Consider the following 26848-nt stretch of genomic DNA (forward strand, 5'->3'; position numbering starts at 1 on the left):
CCCCCCCCCCCCCGCAATTTCCTGCGGTTTTTCAGGAGCTACAACATTTCAATTTCTTCAATAGGCACAACAGGCAACTCTTCAACTTCCTATATAACTTCTGCGATAGCTTTGCACAGTTTTACCAGGTCTTTGTCTTTTCCGTAACCTCATATCAATAGACAGCAAAGAAATACTCTGAATATTCTCTTACTATGCAGATGGTACCACTGCTGTATTCTTTGTAAGACTGCCGTCGCCTCCTGTATTGCAAGGCACAGTAAATAAAGGTTTTTCAAAACTATTACCTACCGTTATTTCTGTTGGAAATTTTGGCGACTCTGGAAAGATTGACTTCTTAGCTTGCTCTTGAATGAAGCTATTATTTCCAACCTTTGGAATTTTGCACAAACCTCTCATTATTAACTTTGCTGCCGGACTGAAAATATAATTATAAGCCGGAGGAATCATATAGGCTATTGCCGCTAGACCAACCAAAACACTTGAGTAAGCCACCAATTTTACATAGGGTAATACCGTTTCCATTTGTTCTTCTGTGAGGTTCAGCATGTTCGTGTTCAAGTTGTTGTTTGTTATATCGTGCGAATCAACATACTTCGTCGGAGATACCGAGTTAGCCGGATCTTGCTTCTTCCCGCAACTGCATATCATCAGCACTGTCAAAAGTACTAAACTAATTTTCTTTTTCACTTTGTTCCTCCCGTTTATTTGCTTCCTTTTAGGCTTATATCCGCTAAATTTGTTTCTGCCTCTTTTGGCTTCATTGCTTAGAGCTGCTTTATACAATTTGTATTCGTCTAAATGGTGTTCTCTCCTTTTTCAATTTTCTTTCGCCCGGCGGGAGCATGCTTCTAACTCAGGGCTATTACAACCGACAAATAACAACAACATTAATAACATTGCTCTTTTATCAGTTTACCGCTTATCGCTATTCCCGCTTTATATTCATTATCATATCATAATTGTTTAAACTTGTTTAATTTTTCTTTGGTAATATTCAATGATTCTTTAGGGAAATTCTGCATAAAACTTCCGTTTTTGCCGTAGTTATTTGCTAACTTGAGTCTTCCAAGTAGTAGTAAATTTTTAGTCTTTTTGCACATTCTCCCTGCATATAATCTGTCTTACAGAAAAGTTTAATTATAATTTTCACCAAGAATCTGATTATCACAGACTGTTTTACAATAGTCTATTTGTCCTTTATATTTTTTTTCAATATGGTCTATTATTGCTTTGCAGATATTAACATAGCGGTCAGGATGAATTGGCGCCTGTTCGCTTCTCCAAGCCCCGTGAGATAAATCCTGTATTGCTAGATACAAATTTTTATCGTTGGGGAAATTGGTTTCTATATAGCTGCGAATACTATTAGTTGAAGTCAGTATATTTTGAAAATATGTTAATGTTTCAATAATATGCCGGATAGAGTTTGCAGTTGTATGATTTGGACTTCCATGATTTTTTGCAATATTGTAAATATCTAATAAATGGCTGATATACGGCACTGTAAATTTTGTATTAAAACCTTTGATTTCGGAATTCTTTAGAAGCAGCGTTTTATTGATAATCTCACTTGAAGTAATGATTCTCATAAAATCATTGTTATGCGTGAAAATAATAAATCTTTCTTTACTTAGTTCTTTACTTAGTTTAATAATAATCTTCTTAATATCTTTCACTACTTTGCAAAGTGTGTAAACATGTGAAAAATCCATGCTGGAAATCGGGTCATCAATAATAAAGAACAATCTTTCATAATCGCTTTCATTTTCAATCTTAAGATGAGAATCTCCCATATAATACGCAAATGCGATAATATTTTTTTCTCCTTCGCTCAACACATTTTTTGCTTGTCCTGTTTCTAATGCTTTTTCATGAAACTTTAATCTAAAAGTTTCTTTATCAAAGGTATATTTACCATAAAAGAAGTAATTTAAGACTTTTGTTATAGTTGATGCAACTTCTGATTTTTTGCTTATTTTTTCCTGTTCTCTCTTTTTTTTGATTTCTTCTTTTAATTTATTTATCGATTCGTCTTTACTATTTATATCTTTAATCTTATCCCTATACTTATCTACAAGATCGTTATGAATACTTTCACAAATTTTTTCTTTTGTATATTTCATTTCTTCGCTAATCTTATTCTTTCTTGAATTCATATCTTCAATTTCTCTGTTACTCTCAGCTACAGTTTCATCTATTAGGTCCTGATATTCTTTAATCTTTGATATTAATTCTTCTTCAACAACGATAGATTTACTAATATCTTTAACTTTTTCTTTTATTTTCTCAATTACAGCTTGGATATTTTTAATCAGCTGTTCACTCTGTATTTTTTGGAGTTCGACACCTCCCCTCGACGGTATGTATTTTGCTTTATATTCATTAAATGAGTTAATTCGATCAGTATTATTATTTTCTAATCCATGTAGATCATCTATATACTTATCTAACTTTTCAGCATAGCCTTTAAAAAGCTTTATTTTTTCAGATTCTGTATCTTCTAAGTATTTTGTGTATTCCTCTATAAGCCGGAGGGCGTCATTTTTTAATTCCTGCTTACAAAAAGGACAGATTTTAGCATTTTCTTTCTGTAATTTCACGCCTCTCTCTATAAAGGGTTGTTCATTTTTAACTTTCTGTTTGAATTCTTCCGCGAAAGAACTTAACGAATATTTTTCTTCTATGCTATCTCTAATTTTTTTCAATAAATCAGAATCAAAATTTACTCTTTCAATAGGCTGAATATCGCTTAGATTTTCCGGAGCCGATTTGACTTTATTATAATCTGCAATCAATTCTTCAGTGGTTTTAGAAACTGGTAATTTCTCTTTGTCTATTCCTTCAGAAACCTTCTGATAGTTCAAGTCTTTATATTTGTTAAAGCGAGCAATACCTTCAATACTCGAGGTTTTTTCCTTCACATGTTTGTCGATTCCTTCTTTTATCTGGTCAATCGATTCTCTTTTTTCTTTCTCTATCTTTTCTAGTTCTTTCTCTTCTTCATTTAAATCAATGTTTATTTTCCCTAATATAAAACCCTCGATTTCACTGTCTTTTTCATAATTTTTGATGTTGTCTTTTACATAATCTTGATTAAACGTATGGTATAGATACTTTGTTTTCGGAATTGACGGGAATTTACCTCTATTAATTGTGATTTGAAAATCATCTTTTATTTCTCCATCTTTCCCTTTTACGGAAATTTCAAATTTTCCATTGTCTTGACCAAAGCTTAACAGTTCATCAGTTGGAAATGTTTCATCTTGCTCTGATGGATTTTCTCGATTTTCCGTAAGCCTAAAAAGTCTGCTAATAAATGTCTTGCCGCTTCCGTTGTCAGCAAAAATACCTATTTTTAATGAATCCGATTGAATATCTTTTGACAAATTATTTATGGGCGCAATGTTTTGGCATTTTATAGACAATGTAATTTTTTTATCTTTTTTCATATCAAATTTCATATAGAGATTAACCTGCAAAAACAAGAATCTTTTAAGAATTTTTTATATTTCAGAAATAATTATTATTGCTGTTACTTTTAATGTTTGTTAAAAATCTTATTTAAAACTATATAAAAGACCGATAATACTATTAAATTATATCTCTAAACCTATGCCCGCTAACTATAATCTAATACATTGATGTATCGGAGATATCGTTTAATCCATAATTACGAGATATTCGGGATTATGGCTGCTGGCTGCATTTAACAGAATAAATTCTCGTTCCGACATATTTTGTTCTACTTATTTTACTCTAAGTCATTTAAGTAACTTTATACTATTTAATTTTATTTGTAAATACTGCAAAACAACTTCATTAATTCCTAAACATATAAAAGAATTAAAACAATTCTTATAAATTTAGATTAAAGTTGTTAACTTTCAATATAAGATGTGTATAATCACTATTTTTTTGCTTTTGAATTATAAAGTCACAGAAATTGCAGGATTTATAATAATTAAGTGAAAAAATTGGCAATTCAAATTTTTTTATAAAATATGTAAAAGTTTTTACACTATATATTATGAAACTATTTAATTTTTATAAGTTTTTACGTTACATATTATAAAACTATTGTCTTTTCGTAAATTTTTATATACCATATTATAAAAATATAAGAGGTCAATTGTGATTGAAAGACCAGAATATCTTAGGAAATTGATTGGATTTAAAGATAAACAACTCATTAAAATTATAACGGGCATAAGAAGATGCGGAAAATCAACCTTATTGAAACTTTTTCAAGATTATTTATTGCACAGCGGAGTTGATAAAGCTCAAATTCAAAGTATTAATCTTGAAGATGTAAATAATGAGAAGTTTACAGATTACAGCGTACTCCATAAACATATAGAAGATGGTCTGCTTATTGATAAAACTAATTATATCTTTTTAGATGAAATTCAAAATGTTGGTAATTTTCAGAAAGTTGTCGACAGTTTGTATATTAAAAAAAATGTTGATTTATACGTTACAGGCTCAAATGCATATATGTTTTCAGGTCAAATAGCTACGCTTCTTTCAGGCCGCTATGTTGAAATCCCAATGCTTCCGTTATCATTTAAAGAATATATTTCGGCATTTAAGGATAATTCAAACTTACCGCAAAAGTTTAGAGATTATTTGGAAAATAGCTCGTTTCCATATGCTGTTGAATTTCAAGGCAATAAAGAGCAAATCAACGATTATTTAAGAGGGATTTATAATACTATAGTTTTAAAGGATGTTATAGAACGCAAAAATATTTCCAGCGTTTCGAGGCTTGAAAGCGTAATACGGTTTATGTTTAACAATATAGGAAATTTATCTTCAATCAAAAAAATCAGCGATACAATGTCATCCGACGGCAGAAAAATGCATCCGGCTACTGTTGAAAATTATTTAGACGCATTATTGGACAGTTATATTTTATACAGAGTAGGGCGTTATGATATAAAAGGAAAACAATACTTAAAAACAAACGAAAAATATTATTTAGTTGACATTGGTTTTCGCTACTTTCTGTTAGGTAACGCAAATGCCGATATAGGACATATTTTGGAAAATGTAATTTATCTTGAGCTTGTTCGCAGAGGGTGCAGAGTTTACATAGGCAAAGCAGGAACTAATGAAATTGATTTTGTTGCGCTTAAAAATGGTAAAGTTGAATATTATCAAGCTGCTCAAAGCATAATAGAACAAAGCGCGCTGAAACGAGAACTTACTCCGTTAAATGCAATCAACGACCACAATCCCAAATATCTCATAACTATGGATTATTTACCGGCATCTTCATATAACGGTATTCAACGCGTCAATGCGCTGGATTGGTTGGTGGGTATAGCATAGAAATATAACTTAACAGTGTTATCAGTCTTTTATATAGTTTCAGATAAAGTTTTTAAAATATTAAAAACAACAGAAATGACGGTTATTTCTGAAGTATAAATATGTGGGAAATTCTTAAGGAATTTTCGCTGATTGATTTTTATATAAAACTCGTGTAATCACACAATAAAGAAACAACCATGTAGGAAAATTTATTAATTAATAGGAGGGGGATAAGATGGGTATAACCGAAGATACTTTAAATTATTATTGTTCTTCTGTAAGCAATTCCGAAAAAGCAAAAATAGAGAAGGAATAAAAAAAATGCAAGAACAAAAAATGCAATATCTACAATTTGTTCAAAATATAATAACAAGACATAATACTAATTCTTTTCAAATAAAAGAATTAACTATCGCGATAATTACCGCAATTTTTGGTGTTTATGCAGTAAAAGAAATTTCTTGTCCTCAATTGATTTTAATATCATCTATGACAACATTCTTTTTATGGTTGCTTGATGCTAAATATCTTAAGCAGGAACGACAATTCAGAATGTTATATAACGATGCAGTATCATATAAAGTAAAAGTTTATAGCATGGATATTAGTCCATATGATGTAAATTATAAAGAGATTCTATTTTCAAAAACAATGCGTATATTCTATATACCGTTAATATTTCTTACAGTTACCATAGCCGTATGCGCATATTTAAAAATTATATAGAGAGGTTTTATGAGTACAAAAAGAAGAGTGTTTTACAGTTTCCATTATGAAAAAGATGCAATGCGTACAGCTGAAATCAGAAATATAGGTGCATTGGAAAAAAATACTCCCGTATCTGATAATGAATGGGAGCAGATAAAAGCAGGTGGAGATCACGCAATAAAAAGATGGATAGATGACAGTATGAAAAATTGTTCTTGCATTGTTGTGTTAGTTGGAGAAGAAACAGCAAATAGGAAATGGGTTCAATATGAGATTAGAAAGGCTTGGAGTGATGGAAAAGGAGTTGTTGGAATATATATTCACAACATTAAATGTCCTCGTTCGGGCTTTTCACAAAAGGGGAATAATCCATTTGATTTTATCTTAAATGGTACTAGATTATCTTCTATTGTAGAGTGTTTTGAACCTTACCCTGCTGATGCTTACAACGATATAGCAAAAAATTTAAAGAGATTGGTCGAGGACGCTATCAAAAAAAAGACTGATATATCGCATGCTGTTATCTAACAACATTATAAGAAAGCCTGTATATTTTTATGATTATTTCCTTAAGATATATAACTGTTCCTGTATATGTTTTTTTGTTTTATTTTCGCCATTACTGCTACTTTTGAATCTAAGATATTTGAATTCAACTAATTCAACTGTTCCATAACTTTGTAAAGTATCCATTATGTTTTTCGATGACATAATTCCTTCAGAATTGTAACTCAAAATTATATGTTTATATTTTGCATTTTTAGCAATATTATTTAATGTTTGTAATGCATTGTTTTTATTGCAGAATGAGGATTTTTGATTACTGTAATCTCTCATTCCTGTTATTCCTTTAATCATAGGATTATCGTACCTTGCGATTGTTTCTAATATATGATAATTTGGAGCGTATTGTCGCTCGTTATATGGTGGGTCTAAGTATAAAATATCAGCATCTATTTTATGAACTAATTGTATGCTGTCCATATTAAATACTTCATTTTTCTCTTTATTAAAAACTAATTCTATTGTTTGTAATTTAAATGGCTTTAATGCTCTTTTATCCCATTTCTTTTGAAAAGCAGCATATACGCCTGAAATATTTGAATAAAAGGATACACTTTCTATGAGACAAGTTAATAAAATAAAATATTCTTCGTTAGATAATAAACATTGAGATTTCCATTCTTCAATTTGCGTTCTGATAGCATCTATTTTTTTTGCATTATCGTCAGAAAAGTACATTCTAGGTTTTTTTAGGTGTGAAGTTCCACCTACTGAATAATTGTTATAAATAAAGCCTTCTATAGGTTCAATATGATTGAGAAATTCCACGACTATATCCGATGCGGAATAAAACAGTTTTGCTTGTTCTATATTTATATGTGCCAGTAATTTTTTAAATTGAGGATTTTTATTGTTCTTAATATAAGCATATTGCATACAGTAGGAAAAATATAAAAGATCAGATGAGAAAATTTTATAATTTTTTTTCTTAAAAAAACGCGCAACATTTGTCGTTCCTGAAAAAAAATCAAAAAAGGAATTTCCTCTGATATTTCTCCGCTTTAATGTATAATATATACTATTAAGCAAGTGTTTTTTGTTGCCAATAAATCTCATTGTATTCTCTTTTAAGAGGGATTAAAGACAGTTGCTGATGGAATATATTTGTTATTTGTGGGACATAGTTTGTAACTAAAACTTCGATAGTAGTAAGTTTATTCCTATTCTTTATTTGATAGTTAGAATTTGAATAATTCATTTTGATAGAATTTATAAAATAACTCGAATTACCAACGACCCATTTTTTCAATAATGTATTAGTTTTGTTTTTATGTTGTATCACATTAGATAAAGCGAACTTTATGCCTTTATCATTAAGTTTATCTAGTTTGCTTAACAATAGTTCTTCTTCTTTTTCACTCCAACCCGTAAAACCTCGCCTTCCATCGTTATAAGTACCTGTTGTAATCAAATATGGTGGGTCACAATAAACGAAATCATTAACACCAAGAAAAGACAAATCTAAGTTGTCAAAATTTTTTGAAGACAACTCAATATTTGACTGTTGTAATTTTCTAATAAAAGCTTTCAAATTAAATTCAATAGAGGGGTTAAAGAAACTCCTTTCTCTTCCAAACGAGTTATTGAACTCATGACTACCATTAAATCTTATTTGATGGTTGAATGAATATGAAATAAGTAAAAACAAGTCTAATGGATCTTTTGTCTCATTGTAGAATTTACGTAATTTTACATAACCGTCTTTATTTGTTAGCGATAGAGAATATTCATCAATTCTATTGTGTATATGCTTTAGCACTTTCTTTAATGGAGTTTTCTGTAATTTTTTATACAATTCTATTAAATGAATAAGATTGTCGTTCAATATTATTTTCTTTGCTGAAACATTTAATCCTACATTTCCTCCGCCAACAAATAAGTCTATGAAACAATTTATATCTTTAGGAAAAAGAGGCATGATCTGATGAAGAATTTTATACTTTCCACCGATGTAATTAAAAGGAGATTTAATAAAACAATTATTTGTAACATTTTTTGCCATACAAATTAACTCCAAAAATCTAATAAATTTTTAATTGCTTCTTTAAAAATAGCAGGAGCTTTTATTCCTAAAATCAAATCCCCATATTCGTTCAACAAAAAACCTATTTCGATTTCAATGATTTCTTTTTCTTTACTACCATATAAAACGACAGTTCTTATTATTGTAAATTCAGGATAATATTTTTTAATATAATTCTTTTCAATAAAATCATAGCTCTTTAATTTTTCTATACCATTTTTTCGAAACTGATATTTTTTACCTTCAATATTTATGATTTCACTTCGTCCAAAATCAATAAGTATTAAATCTGGAATACGAACGATTTTATCTTTATTTCCTGCCTTATATTTTACTCTGTCAGAATATTTAGCAAGAGGTATATGTTCGCCTTTTGCAGTTATAAAATAACCTTTTTCGCTTCCGGCGTGGTTTTCAAAAATAGAATAACCTTTTGTAAAGCTTTCAACTACTATATGAATAAAAATAGTTCCTAATTTTTCGCCATTTTTATCATAATGCCAATAATCTTGATAAAGTTCAGCTTTCGGTAAATTTAATCCTTTTAGTTTTATGTTCAATTTATTTGCAATCGAAATAAACTTATTACTGCCTTTTAAATGTTTTTGCTCTAAGCCATGCTTAGTAATCACTAAATCTTTTTTCCAACCTAGTTTTCTAAGAACTGCGCAAATTACACTTAATGCTCCAATATTAGGGTCGTGTGATAAACCACCGCCTTTTATAAGTTTTCCTGATATTTCTATGATGTCTACTCTTTGTTTTAATATAATGGGAATGTTGCCTTTTGGAGCATTGTGCATCTGTTTCTTAAAATCTATCAATTCTTTTATTGAACAAAATGGTGAAAATATATCTGAATCTAATTGTTTCCCTAAAATTTCGACGCCAAACATTAAAAGCATTTTAGTGCCAAAAATATTTGTTTTAGTGGGTCTTTCTTTTTGTTCAATTTGTAGATTATAAAGCATTATCATTTTTACATTAGGATAATAATAATATAAAAATACAAATTTAGAACAACGCTGGTAAATTCCTGTATTTCTACTTTCGCTATCGTCGGTTTTAGTTTCTTCAATAGCATAAATCGGCTTATCTTTTATTGTAGGTTCTTTATCTTGAAAGAAAACCAAAAAATCAACAAAACTTGAATGTCCGCTTACTGTTTTTATAAAAATTTTATTGACTTTATTACATCTAAACCCTATAAGTTCATAACTAAAAGAAAATTTACTGTTTTCTAGCATTGGTAAAATTCTCAAGGTATCAATAAAAGCACAAAAACCTTTATCAACTGCAAATTTACTCAAAATCTGCTTTAAAACTTTTGTTTTTGGCCGCTCTTCTGTTAATATCCAAAGATTCATAATAATTCCTATGCTTATCACTTTGATTTCGATTCTAATACTGGACGTAAAAATAACATTTTCTTTTGATTATCGGTAAATTTATACTTCCTCGCAATCTTTCTTATAATATGTTCTTGAGTTTTTAAATATTTTTTCGTTCTTTCAAAGTTTTGTATTTGCAAAGCATAGCCCATTGCATATCAGCAGATATTTTTTTATTAAATTCATTTAAGATAATATCAAATCCTTTATATTCTAAGTCAATTAAAACTACACTTATAAAAAATAATGTACACACTTTGATATTCGGGTATATCAGGCATTGAAGTTATAGTCAAAAATGAATTTATAAGAGGTTCTTTCAAAAATTCACATGGGTAGGCTTTTCTTACAAAGTATCTTGAAAATGCCAAAATGTTCATTCTGATGAGTGGTGAAATGACAGAAATGATAAATTTTATTTTACCACTGCAAAACCCTAAATACATATTTGCAACATCTAACATTACTGATGTAATACCATAAGTAATAACTGTCACAGAACTGACATAACCAGCCATAAAATATTCTAATCCAATAAAGCTGAAACACACGTGTATTATCTGTAATATTATTGCCTTGAAATCTCATTAATTTTGCATATAAAAATTCCGCAAAATTTTTATGTTTAAAACTAAATGTATTTTTTGTAGATTTATAGATGTTATTTCACGCCTTTCCTCTATCTTTTTAAATAAATCACCCATTAATCTTGAAAAAACTTTTCGGATTCTTCTATGGAAATTTCTATAAGCCTTTCATTTAATTATTCTAAATCCGACAGGATACTATAGAATGCCTTTTATATTTTTGTTATATTTTCTATAAATAGATTTTCTGTAGAATCAGGTTTAACAGATTCTTCCGAGACAAAGCACAGAGCCTTTGTCGTAGGAGTTTGTACGGCAGTAAACACTTCGCTTTTGTTTTCCCAGTTCAAAACATATCTTTCGTCGGAAATTGATACATTTTTGCCGAGAATTAACTTGAGGCGTTCAAAATCAACTTTGCCTTCGCCGAAAACTTCAGGGAACAATTGTTTAAACTCGTTTAATTTTTCTTTGGTAATATTCAATGATTCTTTAGAGAAATTCTTCATAAAACTTCCGCTTTTTGCCGTAGTTATTTACTAATAAAATATGTTGTTTTCTTTATTATAAACTTTTGTTGTAATTATAACTAATTAAACTGGAATTGTCAGTTTATGTAGTGATATGAGTCCTGATGAAAAATGATAAAATATAAAATAAATAATGAAACGAGAGGGAATTTATGGATATCATTGATATTACAAAATATTCTAAAGAAATAAAAGATAAATTGATAAGAATGCTTCAATCGTGTAATTTAAATTTTTTAGTAGGTTCTGGGTGTTCTACTCCCGGTATTGAATTATTAGGCGATATTGAACAAGAAATTAATAAATTGAAGGAAGCTGGTAGAAAGGAAGAAGCTGAAAACCAGTCGAATAAATTTAAAGAAAAAATCTTAAATGCTCATAAGGATTTAAATAATAAGCTTGAAACTGTTGAAGAATACCGGAAATTTTTGGACATGCTTTCAAGAATTTTACATAAAAGACCTAATATAAATATTCATAAAAAAGCTAATATTTTTACCACAAATTACGATTTGTTTATTGAACAAGCCGCTAATGATATAAACGCTATATTAAATGATGGATTTGAAAGAAATGTTAATTTAAAAAACTTGTTTAAGTTTTCAACAAATACATTTTTTAATACCACTTACAATAACGGGCAGTTATATAATTATGAGTTTGAGATTCCAAAAATCAATCTTTTTAAATTGCATGGCTCAGTGTCTTGGAAGTTAAAAAAAATAGATGATGACGATGTTATAATATTTTCCGATGGATATAGATATAAATACGATACTGATTTTGTGAGTATCATGCCAAGCAATGATAAATTTGAGCAAACTGTCATAAAACATATTATTTACGATTTAATTAGAATGTACGCAAACGAGATAGAAAAAGAAAACACGCTTCTAATCTCGTTAGGGTTTTCTTTTGAAGATAAACATCTTTTAGATATTACGCGCAGGGGGCTAAAGAACAGTACTCTCAATTTAGTTATCTTTTGCTATGATGAAAAAGCATTTGAAAGTTTTAAAAGTAAATTTAAGAATTTTGACAACGTGTCGTTAATACATCGTACCGGAGAGGAATTAAGCTTCAAGGGATTCAACAAACTTTTAACGGAAACAATAAATGGAATATAAAGAATTAATAGAAAAAGCTGTATTAAAAATAGGGAATGTCGTAGAAATTAACGGCAAAAAGGTTTTTATCGTCGTCGATAAAAATAAAAATTCACCTGATTTATTGTTTAACGGCGATGTTATAAAAAATGTAGCGGTTGGCAATCATATAGAAATTCAAAAAGGTTTTGTAAGTCTCATTGGAATTGTCGATTCTGAAAAAATTTTTTCAGATGAGGAAAAAAAGCATTTTGAAGGGAAAAAAGTTGAGAGAATATTAGAAGTTTCTATAGTCGGTTATATTGTGAAAAATCGCTTTAAGGGAGGTACAAAAGAAGCTCCTCTAATTGGCAATGAAGCGTTTATACTGTCAAAGGAAAAGAAAGAAATTGTTTATAATTTCATAGGTGGTAACGAATTGTCTATTAATATAGCTAAATCGCATATTGATGATGCTCCAATAAAATTACCTGTTGATAACTTGTTCAACAGCCATATAGCCGTTTTTGGCAATACTGGGAGCGGAAAGTCAAACACTGTAGCTTCTTTATATCAAAGCTTAATAAGTTCATTAGTTAGAGAAAATGAGAAATCTTTTAAAGAGAGTTCAAAGTTTATTATATTTGACTTTAATGGCGAATATATAGGAAAAGATTGTATAACTGAAAACAAACATTCGTACAATTTATCGACGCATAAGGAGGAAGACGTCGATAAAATTCCGTTAAAAACCACAGATATGCTTGATGTAGAAATGTTTTCTATTTTATCCAATGCGACAGAAAAAACTCAAAAACCATTTATTTCCGGAGTAGTTAGGTTTTATAATCGTGTTTTTAAAGAAAAAAACCCAATTGATTATTTTAAGAATATATTAAAAGCTCGAATAAGAGATATATTTCGTTTGAGAGACATTAAAGCTGATTTGTTGTTAGATTACGCAAGTGGAATTTTATTTGATGAAAACAATATAGAAGGTGCTAAATCTGACATCATTTGGCATTGTAAAAATAAAGAGTTTCATTTCAGCGATGGTGAAAAACACGCGCTTCCTGGCACTAGCGAATTTATTGAAAAAACTAAAATATACAAGACTGTTAATGATTTCAAGTTCAGCGACAGTTTTATTGAAAAAATAATAAGTTTTATGTACTTACAATTGATACAACAAGTTCTTAGCAATAGAGCTAATAATGAGCATATCGCTCCTCTAATTAATAGAATAAAGTCTAAAAAAAATGATATTGAAAAAATATTCAATATAAATGATGAAAAAGCAGATACTTTTTGGAAAAAAAATTTTATCGTTATTAATATGCGCGACGCCAATTTAGATATGAAAAAGACTATTCCTCTTTTGCTAGCAAAAAAAGTATATTCCGAGCATAAAAAAAATAATAAGGGAACGTTAACAATTATTATAGATGAAGCTCATAACATATTATCTAATCAATCGTTTAGGGAATCTGAAGATTGGAAGGATTTTAGGTTAGAAACTTTTGAAGAGATAATAAAAGAAGGCAGAAAATTTGGAGTTTTTCTAACTATAGCGAGCCAGCGTCCAAGCGATATTTCCGAGACAATAATTTCGCAAGCGCATAATTATTTTATTCATAAACTTGTAAATCACGAGGACATTGAGGCTATATCTAACGCAGTGTCGTATATAGATAGATTGTCGTTAGGCTCAATACCAACTTTAGAAGTTGGAACTTGTATATTTAGCGGCACCGCCGCGCAGTTGCCATTAAAAATAAATATTGTTGAATTAGATGAAAAACAAAAGCCTCAGAGCAATACGATAAAGTATCGGGATCTTATACAAAACAATCCTTTGAAACAAGAATAATATCGGTGATTTTATAGCTTAAATTAATTTTGCATTTCTCTTTTTTAGGGCAAGCGTTTTACTTTTTCAATACTTTTGCACTTGAAAAAAAACGTCAAATTAATTGTATATTCAGCTGATTTTTCCCGACGGCATTGAAAGTTTGGAAAATATTTAAAATTAATTTATTCGCGCAATTAAACGGCTGTCAGCTCAATCTGCGTTATACAGACGTTTTCGTAAGCGCTTTCTGATTATAATTAAACTGCAATTGCCATTTTGTCCGTTAATCGGTGCGATAATGAGTTTCGCCGATGACAATATTCCGAGCATTTTATTCGGCGAGCTGCAACGGCGTTTCAGCCGTTGCAATAGCAAAACGGGCGAGGCAGTAATTAATAAATACTTCAGCTGTTTACACAGTGTAAATACCAGTCGGGATTTTTACAAGTTGCTAACAGCAGGATTGCAAGACGAGATTAAGCGCCTGCGAGACCTTGCTTTTATGAGGCTTGGGATAACTGCCGCAACGGGACTTACTACTTAACGCGAGAGCCGTCGCGTACGTTTACCATTACAGTCGGGACGCCGATGAGGCTGAGATGTATGCAGATTATATCCGCTGTATAATTGATTTAATACGCAAGGGCTACGCTGTCAAACGCGCATTCTGCAAAAAAAATACAAGTAATAACATGTTGCGCAACAACCAAAATAAGCGCGGCTAGAGGACGCAAATCTTGCGCGAAAGAAGCAAAACAATGAGATTATTAACAACAGCATTTTTATTATCAGGACTGTTTTTCGGGAGCGCCAGCGGCGATGCCGCCCGCTGGAAAAGAATAGAAAACGACGAAGCAAAGGAGAGTGAAATAAATCGTAAATAAAAAAATCTGACGCAGAATTACGCATAGCGAGAAACAAGGCAGAATTAACAAGACAGCAAATATTAAAGAGTATAACGTTAGATGAGGTTAAAGCATTAGCACAGACGCGCCAGCCAATAAAATAAAAAAGTATAAGATATAAAGTCCGTATTGTGGAAGTTCTTTTCTCTCGGTATTAGAAATCGTTAAAAAATATTTAAGATTTAATAAAATCCGCGCTCTTTTTTATTCGCTCTTCTGTATTACAATACAATCTGGTTTATGAAACAAAATGCATGGAAGCGATGGAATAAATTTCCGTCTCGCTGCAGTAATTGCTGTAGGTTGCAAACATTTGAGTTAAGATAAAACTTTTAGTAAAATTACTCCATTATGGATAAATTATCATCGGAAATCAGATCGGAATTTTTAAGATTTTTTAAGAATAACGGATGTGTCGTCGTCCCGTCGGATTCGCTTATTCCCGCCGGGGATAAAACACTGCTTTTTACTTCTGCGGGAATGGTGCAGTTCAAACAGCATTTTCTTGGACAGAGCAAAGATTCTTTTACAAAAGCGGCAAGCTGCCAGAAATGTTTCAGAACGTCTGACATCGAACAAGTGGGAACGACAGCAAGGCATCTTACGTTTTTTGAAATGCTCGGAAATTTTTCTTTCGGCGATTATTTTAAAAAAGAAGCCGCCGCGTGGGCGTGGGAATTTTTAACAAAAAATATGTCGCTGCCTAAGGATAAACTGTATATAACCGTTTACAAAGACGATGACGAAGCAGCTGAAATCTGGAAGGTAATCGCTCCGTCAAACAGAATTATAAAGATGGACGAAGAAACGAATTTTTGGAATATGGGCGATGTGGGTCCGTGCGGTCCGTGTTCAGAAATTTTAATAGATTTGGGTCGTGAAACGGGTTGCGGCAGTTCTGCATGCAGTCCGTCCTGCAGCTGCGGCAGATATCTTGAGATATGGAATCTTGTGTTTACGCAGTTTGACAGACAGTCCGACGGCTCGCTTAGAAATCTTCCCCAAAAAAACATTGACACAGGTATGGGACTCGAAAGACTGATTGCGGCGACAAACGGCAAAAAGAATGTTTTTGACACCGATTTGTTTATGCCAATTATAGAAAGCGCCGCGGAGATTTTAAAGATAAAAAATGAAGGCAAAGATATGCCGAAGCTCAGAATGATTGCGGATCATTCAAGAGCGGCAACCTTTTTAATTTCAGACGGAATACTGCCGTCAAACGAAGGAAGAGGATACGTTTTAAGAAGAATTTTAAGAAGAGCTTTAAGACAGGGAAAATTTTACGGATACGGCAGACCGTTTATAAACGAGATTGTTTTGCCCGTATTTAAAATTATGGAATCTGCGTATCCGGAACTTTCCTCAAAGTTAAGCAGCATACGATACGTTATCAAAACTGAAGAAGAAAAGTTTTTAGAAACGCTCGAATCGGGTTCTGAAATGCTTTCCGGCATTATAAGCTCTTATAAATCTAAAGGACTAAACGCCGTCGGCGGCAAAGATGTTTTTAAACTTTACGACACTTACGGATTTCCGCACGATTTAACAAAGGAGATTGCCTCTGAAAACGGGCTGGGGATTGACGAAGACGGATTTAAATCCGAACAGAAAACAGCGCGGGAGAAATCGCGCGCCGCATGGGGCGGATCGGGTGAAAAAGACATGACTTTTTATTCAACGCTGCGCAAAAAAACAGGCGACACAGCGTTTGCGGGATATGACGATTACGCAAGCGAGGGCAGAGTTCTAGCTCTGATAAAAACCGACGAAGAAGTAGGCGAATTGAGAGCCGGCGAAAGCGGCGGGATTATACTTTCTCAGACTTCTTTCTATGCGCAGTCCGGCGGACAAGACGCCGATAAAGGAAAAATAGCAAACGATTCTTTTGAAAGCGCCGTTGAAGACGTTTTTAAACCTGCGGGAAATTTGTTTGTGCATAAAGTAAAAATTTTAAAAGGTCTTGTGAAAATTGGCGATACGGTATCGGCGGTAATTGACATTGAACGCAGAATGCAGATTGCAAGACACCACACGACCGCGCACTTGCTTCATAAAGCGCTCCGCGAGACTTTCGGCGAACATATAGCTCAGGCGGGATCTTTGGTGGCAAGAGATTATTTCCGTTTTGATTTTACGCACTTTTCCGCAGTTAAAAAAAACGATTTAATCGGGTTAGAAAAAAAAGTTAATTGTATTATAAGATCGAATTTAGAAGTGCGTATTAAAACTATGGCGGCAGCGGAAGCGCGAAGCGCCGGAGCGATAGCGCTGTTTGGCGAAAAGTACGGCGAAGAGGTAAGGACTGTTTCTGTAAAAAACAAAGATGGAAACGGCAATTACTCAATGGAACTGTGCGGAGGGACGCATGTCGGAAGAACAGGCGATATAGGTATTTTTAAAATTACGGCAGAATCGTCTATTGCCGCAGGAATAAGGCGTATAGAAGCAGTTGCCGGCGTCGCCGCTGAAAATTATATTTTAAACGAAGAAGCTGCAACTGTTATGACTGCAGAAATATTGAACGTTGCGAAAGAAGACCTTATAAATAAAGCGCGGAAATTCGTTATTGATTATAAAAAGCTTGAAAGCGAACTCGGCTCGTTAAGAAGCAGCCAGATATTAGATAAAATAGATTCTTATGCTAAAAACATCAAATGTGTCAATGGAATAAATTTTTTATCCGCCATGGTCGGCGAAACGGATGTAAAATCGCTGAGGAATATATCCGATCAATTAAAAGAGAAATTGAAATCTGTCGTATTGTTAATAGTTTCAAAAAACGAAAGCAAAGCGTTTTTTATAGTGTCTGCTACGCTGGATTATGTAAAAAAAGGGGTAGATGCGGGTAAAATAGCGAAAGCTTTCGCCGCGACTATAAACGGTTCGGGTGGAGGAAAACCTGATTTTGCTCAAGGCGGATCAAAAGATTTGTCAAATTTAAGCAACGCCATAAAAAACGCGCAGGAATTATTATGATGTTCTTTTTTTTGAAATATCATAAGCTTTTATACTTCAGCTATCAACGGCTCGTCAAGAGTTGTTCTCAACTTTCTCTTATCAAAGAAATTTCTCTCTAAAATACTCCCGTTTTTCTAATACGCAGGACCATTCCTTCTGCTTTAATTTTTACAGAATCCCTAATAAAAGAAATTTTCTCTTGTCTTTTTATGCGCCGCTCACAGACGGCGAAGATAATTCTCTGATTTGTTGCTTTTCTTTTTTTCCAGTCAACCATCCGCTCCAATCCAGACAGTCGTCGATAAAGCACTTTGGTTGTCTCGTCAACATTAATTTACACGTTCATTATTTTCCGCGGAGGCGGACTGGTTAGAAGATTTAGGATTCCTTTTGCGGATTTGAATTAAGATTCAGAAACGGTTGATTAAAGTTCGGAGTCTGGTCTGGTTAGCGATGATTCGGGCTCAGTGCGTTCGGATTTTGGTTTTACAGCAACAGATGATGACGACAGCAATGAAAATTAAAGTTTCTAATATTGCAAATTTATTTGGCATAAAAAGCCAGCTATAAAGTCTCTCATTGAGATATTTGCCACAGAAAAAAATTCTCTGCTATCTGCATACTTGCTTCCATTGCTGTTGCCATAAAGACAATAGCGCCTCTACAAGTCTGTTATAGGTTTAAACTTGGGGACAAGCAGTTTCATTACGCACCACGCTAGCAAATAAGCGACTGCGCAGAAAGCAAACATTATAGTGTATCCCGTTTCAATATGTCCAAGCGCGCTATAATGATCAAACAGCCAGCCGCCGGCTTTAGAAATAATTACGCCGCTGATACTGCCCGCCGTGCTTCCAATACCGATTACCGAAGCCACAACTTTTTTGGGAAACATGTCCGATACCGTAGTAAAAATATTAGCCGACCATGCCTGATGCGCCGACGTGCCGATTCCTATTAGCACAATAGGCCACCAATAGCTGATACTGCTCAGCGGCTGTGCCAACAGCACCACAAGAGGACAAAGCGCTATAACAATCATAGCCAACATGCGGGCAGGGTACATATTCATGCCTTTGTTGACAAAATAAGTGGGCAGCCATCCTCCGCCTACGCTGCCAACCATAGTCATAGTGTAAACCACCGCAAGGGGCAGCATTAACTGCGTGCCTGTCATACCATAGTACGATTTAAGAAAAACCGGAAGCCAAAACAGAAAAAACCACCAAACGCAGTCCGTAAGAAATTTGCCCGCGACGAAAGACCATGTCTGTCTGTACCCGAGAAGACGGAACCAGCGGACTTTATTTTTATCGTTTTCGCCATCTTTGGCGTTGCTCTTTTCAACGCTCTCTTCTTGCGTATCGCTGTGAATATAATCATATTCGGCTTTGTTTATTTTTCCTTTTTTCAAAAGTTTTTCCGGACTGTCATAATAGAATCTCCAAAAGACCAGCCATAAAAATCCCGTTAAACCCACTAAGATAAACGCGTATTCCCAACCGAAATATTCCGCTATCAGCGGCACGCTAAGCGGCGCGATGACCGCTCCGATATTAGCGCCAGAATTGAAGATGCCCGTTGAAAGCGACCGTTCTTTTTTAGGAAACCATTCCGCCGTCGTTTTAATAGCCGAAGGGAAATTTCCAGATTCGCCCGCGCCTAGCACAATACGCGCGAATATAAAGCCTATTACGGACGCGGGCATTGCGAAGCCAAGTGCAGAGAACAAAGGCGACAAAGCGCCGCCTATGCGGTTTGCGAAAGCATGTATTATCGCCCCTATTGACCACAATACCAACGCCCATGAATATCCTTTTTTAGTGCCGAGCCAGTCTATAAACCTGCCTGCAAAAAGCAGCGCTACGGCGTAACAAAGCTGAAAGGCTGAAGTGATATTGGCATAATCGCTGTATGTCCAGTGAAACTTCTCCGACAAATACGGTTGCAGCAGGCTTAACACCTGTCTGTCTACATAATTTATAGTGGTGGCAAAAAAGAGCAGCATACAGATAATCCATCTGTAATTAGTCGCTTTTTGATTGATTGTATTGGCAGCGGAAAAAGTTTCATTTTGCGCCATTGACGATTCTCCTGTTAAAATTTCTTTTGCTCGCGTAACGCGATGTCAGGAAATTAGAGATTAAATTTAAAATAACGAACGGCGTTATCATAAGAAATGTCTGAAACTATTTTGGAAAGCATTTTGATGTCGTACGGATATTCGCCGTTTTCAACCCAGCCGCCTATCAAATCGCATAGAATGCGTCTGAAATATTCGTGTCTTGTGTAAGATAGGAAACTGCGTGAATCGGTAAGCATGCCGATAAAATTGCTTAAAATACCCAAATTGGCGAGAGAAGTGAGCTGTTCAATTATGCCGGTTTTGTGATCGTTGAACCACCATGCAGCGCCCTGCTGCACTTTGCTTAAAGCCGAATCGTTTTGGAAGCAGCCCAGCACGGTGCCTATGACGGCGTTGTCGTTGGGATTAAGGCTGTATATTATCGTCTGCGGAAGTCGTCCGGAAGAGTCAAGAGCGTCGAGAAAGTCCGCCATTTGCGCGCCGGAGGCAAAATTATCTATGCAATCATGTCCGGTGTCCGGTCCGAGTTTATCAAACACGAGCGTGTTATTGTTGCGTTTGCAGCCGTAGTGCAGTTCCATGACAAGGTCGTTTTTGAAATATTCCTCGCCTGCAAAAATCATAAAAGCGGTTTTATATTTCAATTCTTCCTCTTTGGTAAGCACGCCTCCGCTTAGTCTTTTGCTAAATATTAGTTCCTGTTCTTTTTCGGAAGAAGGGACGTACGCAATGTATTCAAGGGCATGATCTGTCGCGCGGCAGCCTAAAGAAATAAAAAACTCCAGTCTTTTTTGGAAAGCTTCTTTCAGCGCTGAAAAAGAGTTAATATTGATGTTGCTTATTTGCGAAAGACGGATGATGTAATCCATAAAGCCGGGTTTTTCTATGTTCAGCGCTTTGTCTGGACGCCACGCTGGAAGAACCTGCACGTCAAAAGATTTATCTTCTTTAATTTTTTTGTGCCATTCAAGATTGTCGACTGGATCATCCGTAGTGCATATCAGCGTAACGCCGGACTGCTTTATCATGCCGCGCGCGGACATGGATTTTTCTTCAAGTTTTTTGTTGCACAGCGTCCATACTTCTTCTGCGGTTTCGCTGTTTAAAACGCCTTCATAGCCAAAATATCTTCTGAGTTCGAGATGGCTCCAATGATAGAGAGGATTTCCTATCGCTCTTTCAAGAGTTTCCGCCCATTTTTGAAATTTTTCTCTATCAGGAGCATTGCCGGTGATATACTTTTCTTCTACGCCGTTGGAGCGTAGCTGCCGCCATTTATAGTGGTCTCCGCCAAGCCACACCTGACTTATATTTTCAAACTGTCTGTCCTGCGCGATTTCCTTAGGGTCAATATGGCAATGATAGTCCAATATGGGTTTTTTTTCCGCGTGTTTATGGAAAAGCTCTTTTGCCGTTTCTGTAGAAAGTAAAAAATCTTTATCAAGAAAATTTTTCATAATTTTACTCCGTTTATTTTACACGCCTGAATACGCCTGAAATCCCCCGTCCACCGCAATAATGCTGCCTGTGACAAAGCCTGATGCGTCTTCGTCGCAAAGCCATGAAAGCGCGCCGAATAAATCGCGCGGTTCGCCGAAACGCTTCATTGGCGTATTGGCAATAACTTTATTGGATCTGGGAGTGAGCGAACCGTCGGGATTTGTTAAAAGCGCTCTGTTTTGATTTGTCAAGAAAAATCCGGGCGCTACGGCGTTTACGCGCAGTCCGTGTTCCGCAAAGTGTACCGCGAGCCATTTTGTATAATTGTCAATCGCCGCTTTTGCCGCAGCATAACCGAGAACTTTTGTCATCGGAGTTTGCGCCGCCATGCTTGAAAAGTTTATAATTGTGGCGCCTTTTACGCCGAGCATGCGTTTTGCGAAAATTTGCGTGACGAGAAACGTTCCAAGAAAGTTTACCGCAAAAACTTTTTCTACTTCTTTTGAATCCAAATCAAAAAATGAACAGACGTTCGGGTTATTTAAATCTTCAGATTTGAAAATTTCGTTTGTGGTATTGGCGTTGGGCATATTGCCGCCGGCGCCATTTATAAGGATGTGATACTGCCCGAAATCTCTATATATCTGTTCTTCCGTTTTGGCAAGATTTTCTTTATCAAGCACGTCGCAAGCGTACGCTTTTGCAGCGCCGCCTGCAGAGTTGATTTCATCTGCGGTATGCTGGGCGTGTTTAATATCTCTACTTAAAGCGGCTATTTTGACGCCTTTTGAAGCTAATTCTTTTGCGTAAGCGCTGAGCAATACGCCGCCGGCGCCGGTTATGACAGCCGCCTTTTTGTTCCACTCCATACTACCCCCTTTTGAACGTTGATATTTTTTCAAAGGCGTCCCATAATCCAAATATGTACATTATACCGAGAGATCTGTCGTATAAACCGTATCCGGGTCGGGGTTTTTCGTCCCATATATGCCGCCCATGATCGGGACGAACATAATATTTATAGCCTATATCGTGATATGCCTTTACAATTTCTGTTATGTCAAGCGAACCATCGGAAGTTTTATGAGAAGTTTCTGTAAAATCGCCGTTTTCAAAATGCCGGATATTGCGTATATGTGCAAAATATATTCTGTCGCCGAACTCCCGCACCATAGCCGCAACATTATTTTTTATACAGGAGCCTAACGACCCGCTGCACAGCGTGAGTCCGTTTGAAGGATTGTCAACAAGGCTTAGAAATTTTTTGATGTTGTCCCTGCAGGTTATTATGCGCGGAAGACCGAATATACTCCAAGGAGGATCGTCGGGATGTATTGCCATTTTTATGCCGCTTTCCTGCGCGGTGGGAATAATTTCCTGCAAAAAATATTTCAAATTTTCCCAAAGCTCATCCTCTTTCATGCCCTCGTATGCTTTAAAAAGTTCTTTTATTTTTGAAAGTCTTTCCGGCTCCCATCCGGGCATTGTCAAAAGTCCTTCTTGTTTTGACATCTGCTCCAAAAACTCAATTGGGTTTATGCTGTCCACCTTAGCTTTTTCATAGAAAAGCGCTGTGGAACCGTCGGACTGCGGTTTGTACAAGTCGGTGCGCGTCCAATCAAAAACCGGCATAAAGTTATAACATACGACTTTTACGCCGGCTCTGCCGAGATTTTTGAGTGTGTTTTTATAATTTTCTATATATTTTTTTCGCGACGGAAGACCAAGTTTGATATCTTCGTGAACGTTGACGCTTTCCACAACGTCCGTATTGAAATTGTATTTTGCGGCTTGCGCTTTAACTTCTTCAATGCGAGCGATAGGCCAGCATTCCCCTGCTGGTATGTCATGCAATGCCCACACTACGCCTTCGACGCCGGGTATCTGCCTTATATGTCTCAGTGGTATAGTATCGACATTTTCCCCGTACCACCTAAAAGTCATTTTCATACGTTACCTCTCTACGCGACCAGAAGCGTTGCCGCCGGCGAGTTTTTTGACCTCGTCAAGCGAAACTTGGTTATAATCTCCTTCTATACTGTGTTTTAAGCAGCTTGCCGCAACCGCAAATTCTATTGCTTCCTGACCTGCATATCCGTTTATTAAGGAATATATCAGCCCCGCGCCGAAAGAATCGCCTCCTCCTACGCGGTCGACAATATGAACCAGATACTCCTTACTGAAGAAGAAATCATTGCCGTCGTAAAGCATAGCCGCCCAACGGTTATCGCTGGCGGAAATAGAACTTCTAAGCGTTATTGCCACTTTTGAGAAATTAAATCTTGCCTTTAACTCCTGCGCCACTTCTTTATAGCCTTCATGGTTGACTTTGCCGGCGGCTATGTCTGTGTGTTTTGCTTTTATGCCAAAGACATCTCCCGCGTCTTCTTCATTTGCTATACAGACATTTACATATTTGCAGATATCGCCCATAACTTTGCCGGCTTTCTCTTTAGACCAGAGTTTATTCCGGTAGTTCAAATCGCAGCTTATAGTGATGTTTCTTTCTTTGGCATATTTGCAGGCTTCAAGGCATATTTCGGCGATATTGTCGCTTAACGCAGGCGTAATGCCCGTGAAGTGGAACCACTGAGCGTCTTCAAAAATTTTATTCCAATCAAAATCTTCTTTTGACGCCGCAGACACGGACGACCCCGCTCTGTCGTAAATAACTTTAGATGGACGCTGGCTTGCGCCCTTTTCTAAAAAGTATATGCCGACGCGATTTCCGCCGCGCGCTATAAAAGAGGTGTCAACGCCGTATTTTCTTAAAGAATTTATGCCTGCCTGTCCGATTTCGTGTTTAGGCATTTTGCTTACAAAGGCTGCTTTCAGTCCAAAATTTGATAGAGAAACGGAAACGTTCGCCTCGCCGCCTCCATAAGCGGCGCCGTATCTGTCAGCTTGTGAAAAACGATAGTATCCTTCCGGCGCAAGCCTAAGCATCAACTCTCCGAATGTTATTACTTTTTTTGACATTTCAAATCTCCGTTTAAATTATTTTTTCTCGACAAGATGAACGGCAAAATTCCCAATCTCTTCCTTGAGATATATAGTGCGTAGATTGCCTGCCTCATCGTACGAAGCAGTCTCCTCGTTAAATGCGGCGCCGGCTTTCTTCAGATAATATACTGCGCGCGTTACGCTGTTTGTGCCTACGGCTATATGTCCGTTTTTACCTAAAAATTGTTTTTTCATCACCTCCACCCCGGAACCGGCAAAAAAGGAGATGGAATGTTCTTTCTTTGTAAAACCGAACAAAGTTTCAAATGCGCTTGCTGTTTTATCTGCGGAAGCCGCGTCCGGCGTGTTAATACCTACGTGCTTTATTTCAAAGCCGAGCATAGTGTGCAGAGCTTCTTTACTTAACTTTGTAATGGTTTCATAGCTGCCGTTTTTGAGCAAGTCCTTGCCGACCATCCAGCTTCCGCCGCAGGCAATAACTTTATTAAATGAGAGATATGTGTTCAAATTTTTTATGTTAATCCCGCCCGTCGGCATAAATTTTATGTTTTTATAAGGCGCGGACATTGCTTTAATCATATTGATTCCGCCGGCGGCTTCCGCTGGGAAGAATTTGACGACTTCAAGTTTAGACTTCAATGCGGTTTCTATATCGCTCGGCGTTGCGCATCCTGGAATTATCGTGATACCTTTACCAACGCAGTATTCTACAATTTTATGGTTCAGTCCCGGACTCACTATAAATTTAGCGCCGGCGGCAACGGCTCTGTCAACCTGTTCGACGGTTAAAACCGTGCCGGCGCCGACAAGCATTTCCGGCATTTCCTTTGAGATAATTTTTATTGATTCTTCTGCGGCTGCAGTTCTAAAAGTCACTTCCGCGCATCCTATGCCGCCCTCATAAAGCGCTCTTGCAACAGGCAAAGCCTGCTGTGTATCGTCAATTACGACGACCGGCACTATTCCGATATTGGAAATTTCCGTCAAAAAATTATTCATTATTCAGCTCCTAATTGCGATTGCAAAAAGATAAAAAAACTCTCTCACTCTGTTATTTCAACTATAGTTAAACAACTTTTAATTGAAAAATGCAAGCATTGATTATCAATCTAAATAATATGTTCTGCCCGTCTTTTCAAAAATTAAAAGTTGTTGTCGCCGATTTGCCAGCAATTATAGTATTTTGTAAAATTATCCCTCGTTGACTGCGAACAGATTGCGCCCGTAGCTTAACGGATAGAGCGCCGGCCTCCGGAGCCGGCAATTCCGGTTCAAATCCGGACGGGCGCGGTTTTGGTTTATATTTCGTGTTTGCGTTTCTTCAAGTCTCGGATATGTTTGCGATATTAGGCGGACTTCCTTCTCTCTTTTACTTGAACGCCAGAATATTTTGCAAACTGCAAAATAGAACAGAAAAATAGAACAGAAAATGATTGATTTTGAAAACAATATAAAAAAACTTTATTCAATGATGGACAAATGTTCTATATGCCCGAGAAAATGTGCCGCAGACAGAAATAGCGGGCAGAAAGGTCTTTGTAATACTGCAGACAAGATATTTATCGCAAGCAGTAATATCCACAGAGGCGAGGAACCGCCGGTAAGCGCAGACAACGGATCTGGAGCGATTTTTTTTTCGAATTGTGTTTTAAATTGCGTTTTTTGCCAGAACTATCCGATAAGCCAGCTCGGCAACGGAAAAGAAGTGAGCGTTGAAGGTTTAGTTGGTATAATGCTCAATCTTCAAAGCAGAGCTGTTCATAACATAAATTTTGTTACGCCTACTCATTACAGTGCGCAGATTGTAAAATCCGTACACGCTGCCCGCAAAAAGGGTTTGAAGCTGCCTATACTATATAATTGCAGCGGATATGAAAATATTGAAACTTTGAAACTTCTTGAAGGCACTGTTGATATATATCTTCCTGACGTAAAATATTCTGATGACGAAACGGCTTTTAAATATTCCGGAGTTAAGAATTATGTTGAAATAAATCAAACCGCTTTAAAAGAAATGAAAAGGCAAGTCGGCGATTTAGAGGTTACCGCTGACGGCGCGGCTCAAAAAGGCGTTATTGTAAGACATCTGGTTTTGCCTGGAAATATTGAAAATACCAAAAAAGCTTTAGAGTTTATTGCTAAAGAATTATCAGAAAGTACTTTTGTGAGTTTGATGTCACAGTATCATACGGCACATAAATCAAATAATTTTAAAGAGCTGTCGCGCTCCTTAACTAAAGAAGAATACGAAGAAGCGGTAAATTATCTCGAACTGTTAAATCTAGAGAACGGATGGGTGCAGAATTTATAGCAGTACGCGTCTAACTTCTTTATACTTTATTATAGAACAGCGGGAAAAGGATATATAGCTTTTTTTGACAGATTGAGGAAAGATTTCCTACTATACTAAGTTAAGATGCTTTTGCGGTGAATATG

The 26848-nt window shown here is 35.5% G+C and carries 21 protein-coding genes and 1 tRNA gene; 9 read left to right on the forward strand and 13 right to left on the reverse strand.

Annotation, left to right across the window (positions count from 1 at the left end; all coding sequences use genetic code 11):
• Positions 1-192: 192 nt before the first annotated feature.
• Together LE179_RS01960 and LE179_RS01965 are read right to left on the reverse strand one after the other, a co-directional pair.
• The gene (locus LE179_RS01960) at positions 193-690 is read right to left on the reverse strand and encodes a hypothetical protein (protein WP_374128696.1); all 498 of its coding nucleotides are present in this window, start codon (positions 688-690) and stop codon (positions 193-195) included.
• A 446-nt stretch (positions 691-1136) separates the two neighbouring features.
• Positions 1137-3464: an AAA family ATPase gene (locus LE179_RS01965; RefSeq protein WP_374128697.1), complete on the reverse strand. Its 2328-nt coding sequence runs from the start codon at positions 3462-3464 to the stop codon at positions 1137-1139.
• Positions 3465-4134: 670 nt separating this feature from the next.
• Between LE179_RS01965 and LE179_RS01970 the strand changes: the two genes are divergently transcribed.
• From LE179_RS01970 to LE179_RS01980, 3 genes are all read left to right on the forward strand, one after another.
• Entirely contained in the window at positions 4135-5334 is a 1200-nt protein-coding gene (locus tag LE179_RS01970; protein ID WP_374128698.1) for an ATP-binding protein, read from the forward strand.
• 303 nt (positions 5335-5637) lie between these two features.
• On the forward strand, positions 5638-6042 hold the full coding sequence (locus LE179_RS01975; RefSeq protein ID WP_374128699.1) for a hypothetical protein: 405 nt from the start codon (positions 5638-5640) through the stop codon (positions 6040-6042).
• Positions 6043-6051: 9 nt separating this feature from the next.
• A complete protein-coding gene (locus LE179_RS01980) occupies positions 6052-6552 on the forward strand; it encodes a TIR domain-containing protein (RefSeq protein ID WP_374128700.1) in 501 nt (166 codons plus the stop codon).
• Between the two features lie 33 nt (positions 6553-6585).
• Here LE179_RS01980 and LE179_RS01985 read toward each other — a convergent pair whose 3' ends face one another.
• The 5 genes from LE179_RS01985 to LE179_RS02005 all read right to left on the reverse strand — a co-directional run bounded on the left by LE179_RS01985 (position 6586) and on the right by LE179_RS02005 (position 11098).
• Entirely contained in the window at positions 6586-7644 is a 1059-nt protein-coding gene (locus tag LE179_RS01985; protein WP_374128701.1) for a DNA adenine methylase, read from the reverse strand.
• On the reverse strand, positions 7610-8590 hold the full coding sequence (locus LE179_RS01990) for a DNA adenine methylase (RefSeq protein WP_374128702.1): 981 nt from the start codon (positions 8588-8590) through the stop codon (positions 7610-7612). The genes LE179_RS01985 and LE179_RS01990 overlap by 35 nt, the downstream gene beginning before the upstream one ends.
• Before the next feature lie 5 nt (positions 8591-8595).
• Entirely contained in the window at positions 8596-9978 is a 1383-nt protein-coding gene (locus LE179_RS01995) for a hypothetical protein (RefSeq protein ID WP_374128703.1), read from the reverse strand.
• A gap of 242 nt (positions 9979-10220) precedes the next feature.
• On the reverse strand, positions 10221-10520 hold the full coding sequence (locus LE179_RS02000; protein ID WP_374128704.1) for a hypothetical protein: 300 nt from the start codon (positions 10518-10520) through the stop codon (positions 10221-10223).
• A 281-nt stretch (positions 10521-10801) separates the two neighbouring features.
• Positions 10802-11098 (reverse strand): hypothetical protein, encoded by a 297-nt coding sequence (locus tag LE179_RS02005; RefSeq protein ID WP_374128705.1) that lies wholly within the window; start codon positions 11096-11098, stop codon positions 10802-10804.
• Positions 11099-11271: 173 nt separating this feature from the next.
• Here LE179_RS02005 and LE179_RS02010 point away from each other — a divergent pair, with 173 nt between their 5' ends.
• The 4 genes from LE179_RS02010 to alaS all read left to right on the forward strand — a co-directional run bounded on the left by LE179_RS02010 (position 11272) and on the right by alaS (position 17940).
• Positions 11272-12246 (forward strand): SIR2 family protein, encoded by a 975-nt coding sequence (locus LE179_RS02010; RefSeq protein WP_374128706.1) that lies wholly within the window; start codon positions 11272-11274, stop codon positions 12244-12246.
• Complete coding sequence (locus LE179_RS02015; RefSeq protein ID WP_374128707.1) at positions 12236-14074, forward strand: ATP-binding protein; 1839 nt, start codon at positions 12236-12238, stop codon at positions 14072-14074. Before LE179_RS02010 ends, LE179_RS02015 begins: the two co-directional genes overlap by 11 nt.
• A gap of 740 nt (positions 14075-14814) precedes the next feature.
• Positions 14815-14940: a hypothetical protein gene (locus tag LE179_RS02020; RefSeq protein ID WP_374128708.1), complete on the forward strand. Its 126-nt coding sequence runs from the start codon at positions 14815-14817 to the stop codon at positions 14938-14940.
• A 372-nt stretch (positions 14941-15312) separates the two neighbouring features.
• Positions 15313-17940, forward strand: a complete 2628-nt coding sequence (gene alaS, locus LE179_RS02025; RefSeq protein ID WP_374128709.1) for an alanine--tRNA ligase — start codon at positions 15313-15315, stop codon at positions 17938-17940.
• Positions 17941-18583: 643 nt separating this feature from the next.
• On the opposite strand, the gene LE179_RS02030 is transcribed toward alaS, so the two are convergent.
• From LE179_RS02030 to eda, 6 genes are all read right to left on the reverse strand, one after another.
• The gene (locus tag LE179_RS02030; protein WP_374128786.1) at positions 18584-19969 is read right to left on the reverse strand and encodes an MFS transporter; all 1386 of its coding nucleotides are present in this window, start codon (positions 19967-19969) and stop codon (positions 18584-18586) included.
• Between the two features lie 89 nt (positions 19970-20058).
• Positions 20059-21465 (reverse strand): glucuronate isomerase, encoded by a 1407-nt coding sequence (uxaC, locus tag LE179_RS02035; protein ID WP_374128710.1) that lies wholly within the window; start codon positions 21463-21465, stop codon positions 20059-20061.
• A gap of 18 nt (positions 21466-21483) precedes the next feature.
• Positions 21484-22317 (reverse strand): SDR family oxidoreductase, encoded by an 834-nt coding sequence (locus LE179_RS02040; protein WP_374128711.1) that lies wholly within the window; start codon positions 22315-22317, stop codon positions 21484-21486.
• 1 nt (position 22318) lies between these two features.
• Entirely contained in the window at positions 22319-23398 is a 1080-nt protein-coding gene (uxuA, locus tag LE179_RS02045) for a mannonate dehydratase (RefSeq protein ID WP_374128712.1), read from the reverse strand.
• Between the two features lie 3 nt (positions 23399-23401).
• On the reverse strand, positions 23402-24427 hold the full coding sequence (locus LE179_RS02050; protein ID WP_374128713.1) for a PfkB family carbohydrate kinase: 1026 nt from the start codon (positions 24425-24427) through the stop codon (positions 23402-23404).
• An 18-nt stretch (positions 24428-24445) separates the two neighbouring features.
• Positions 24446-25411, reverse strand: a complete 966-nt coding sequence (gene eda / locus LE179_RS02055; protein ID WP_374128714.1) for a bifunctional 4-hydroxy-2-oxoglutarate aldolase/2-dehydro-3-deoxy-phosphogluconate aldolase — start codon at positions 25409-25411, stop codon at positions 24446-24448.
• Between the two features lie 219 nt (positions 25412-25630).
• Between eda and LE179_RS02060 the strand changes: the two genes are divergently transcribed.
• Both LE179_RS02060 and LE179_RS02065 read left to right on the forward strand, forming a co-directional pair.
• Positions 25631-25702: transfer RNA gene (locus LE179_RS02060), tRNA-Arg, on the forward strand.
• Positions 25703-25841: 139 nt separating this feature from the next.
• The gene (locus tag LE179_RS02065) at positions 25842-26723 is read left to right on the forward strand and encodes a radical SAM protein (RefSeq protein ID WP_374128715.1); all 882 of its coding nucleotides are present in this window, start codon (positions 25842-25844) and stop codon (positions 26721-26723) included.
• Positions 26724-26848: the final 125 nt, after the last annotated feature.

The sequence above is a fragment of the Candidatus Endomicrobiellum agilis genome, assembly GCF_020328115.1.
Classification (GTDB): domain Bacteria; phylum Elusimicrobiota; class Endomicrobiia; order Endomicrobiales; family Endomicrobiaceae; genus Endomicrobiellum; species Endomicrobiellum agilis.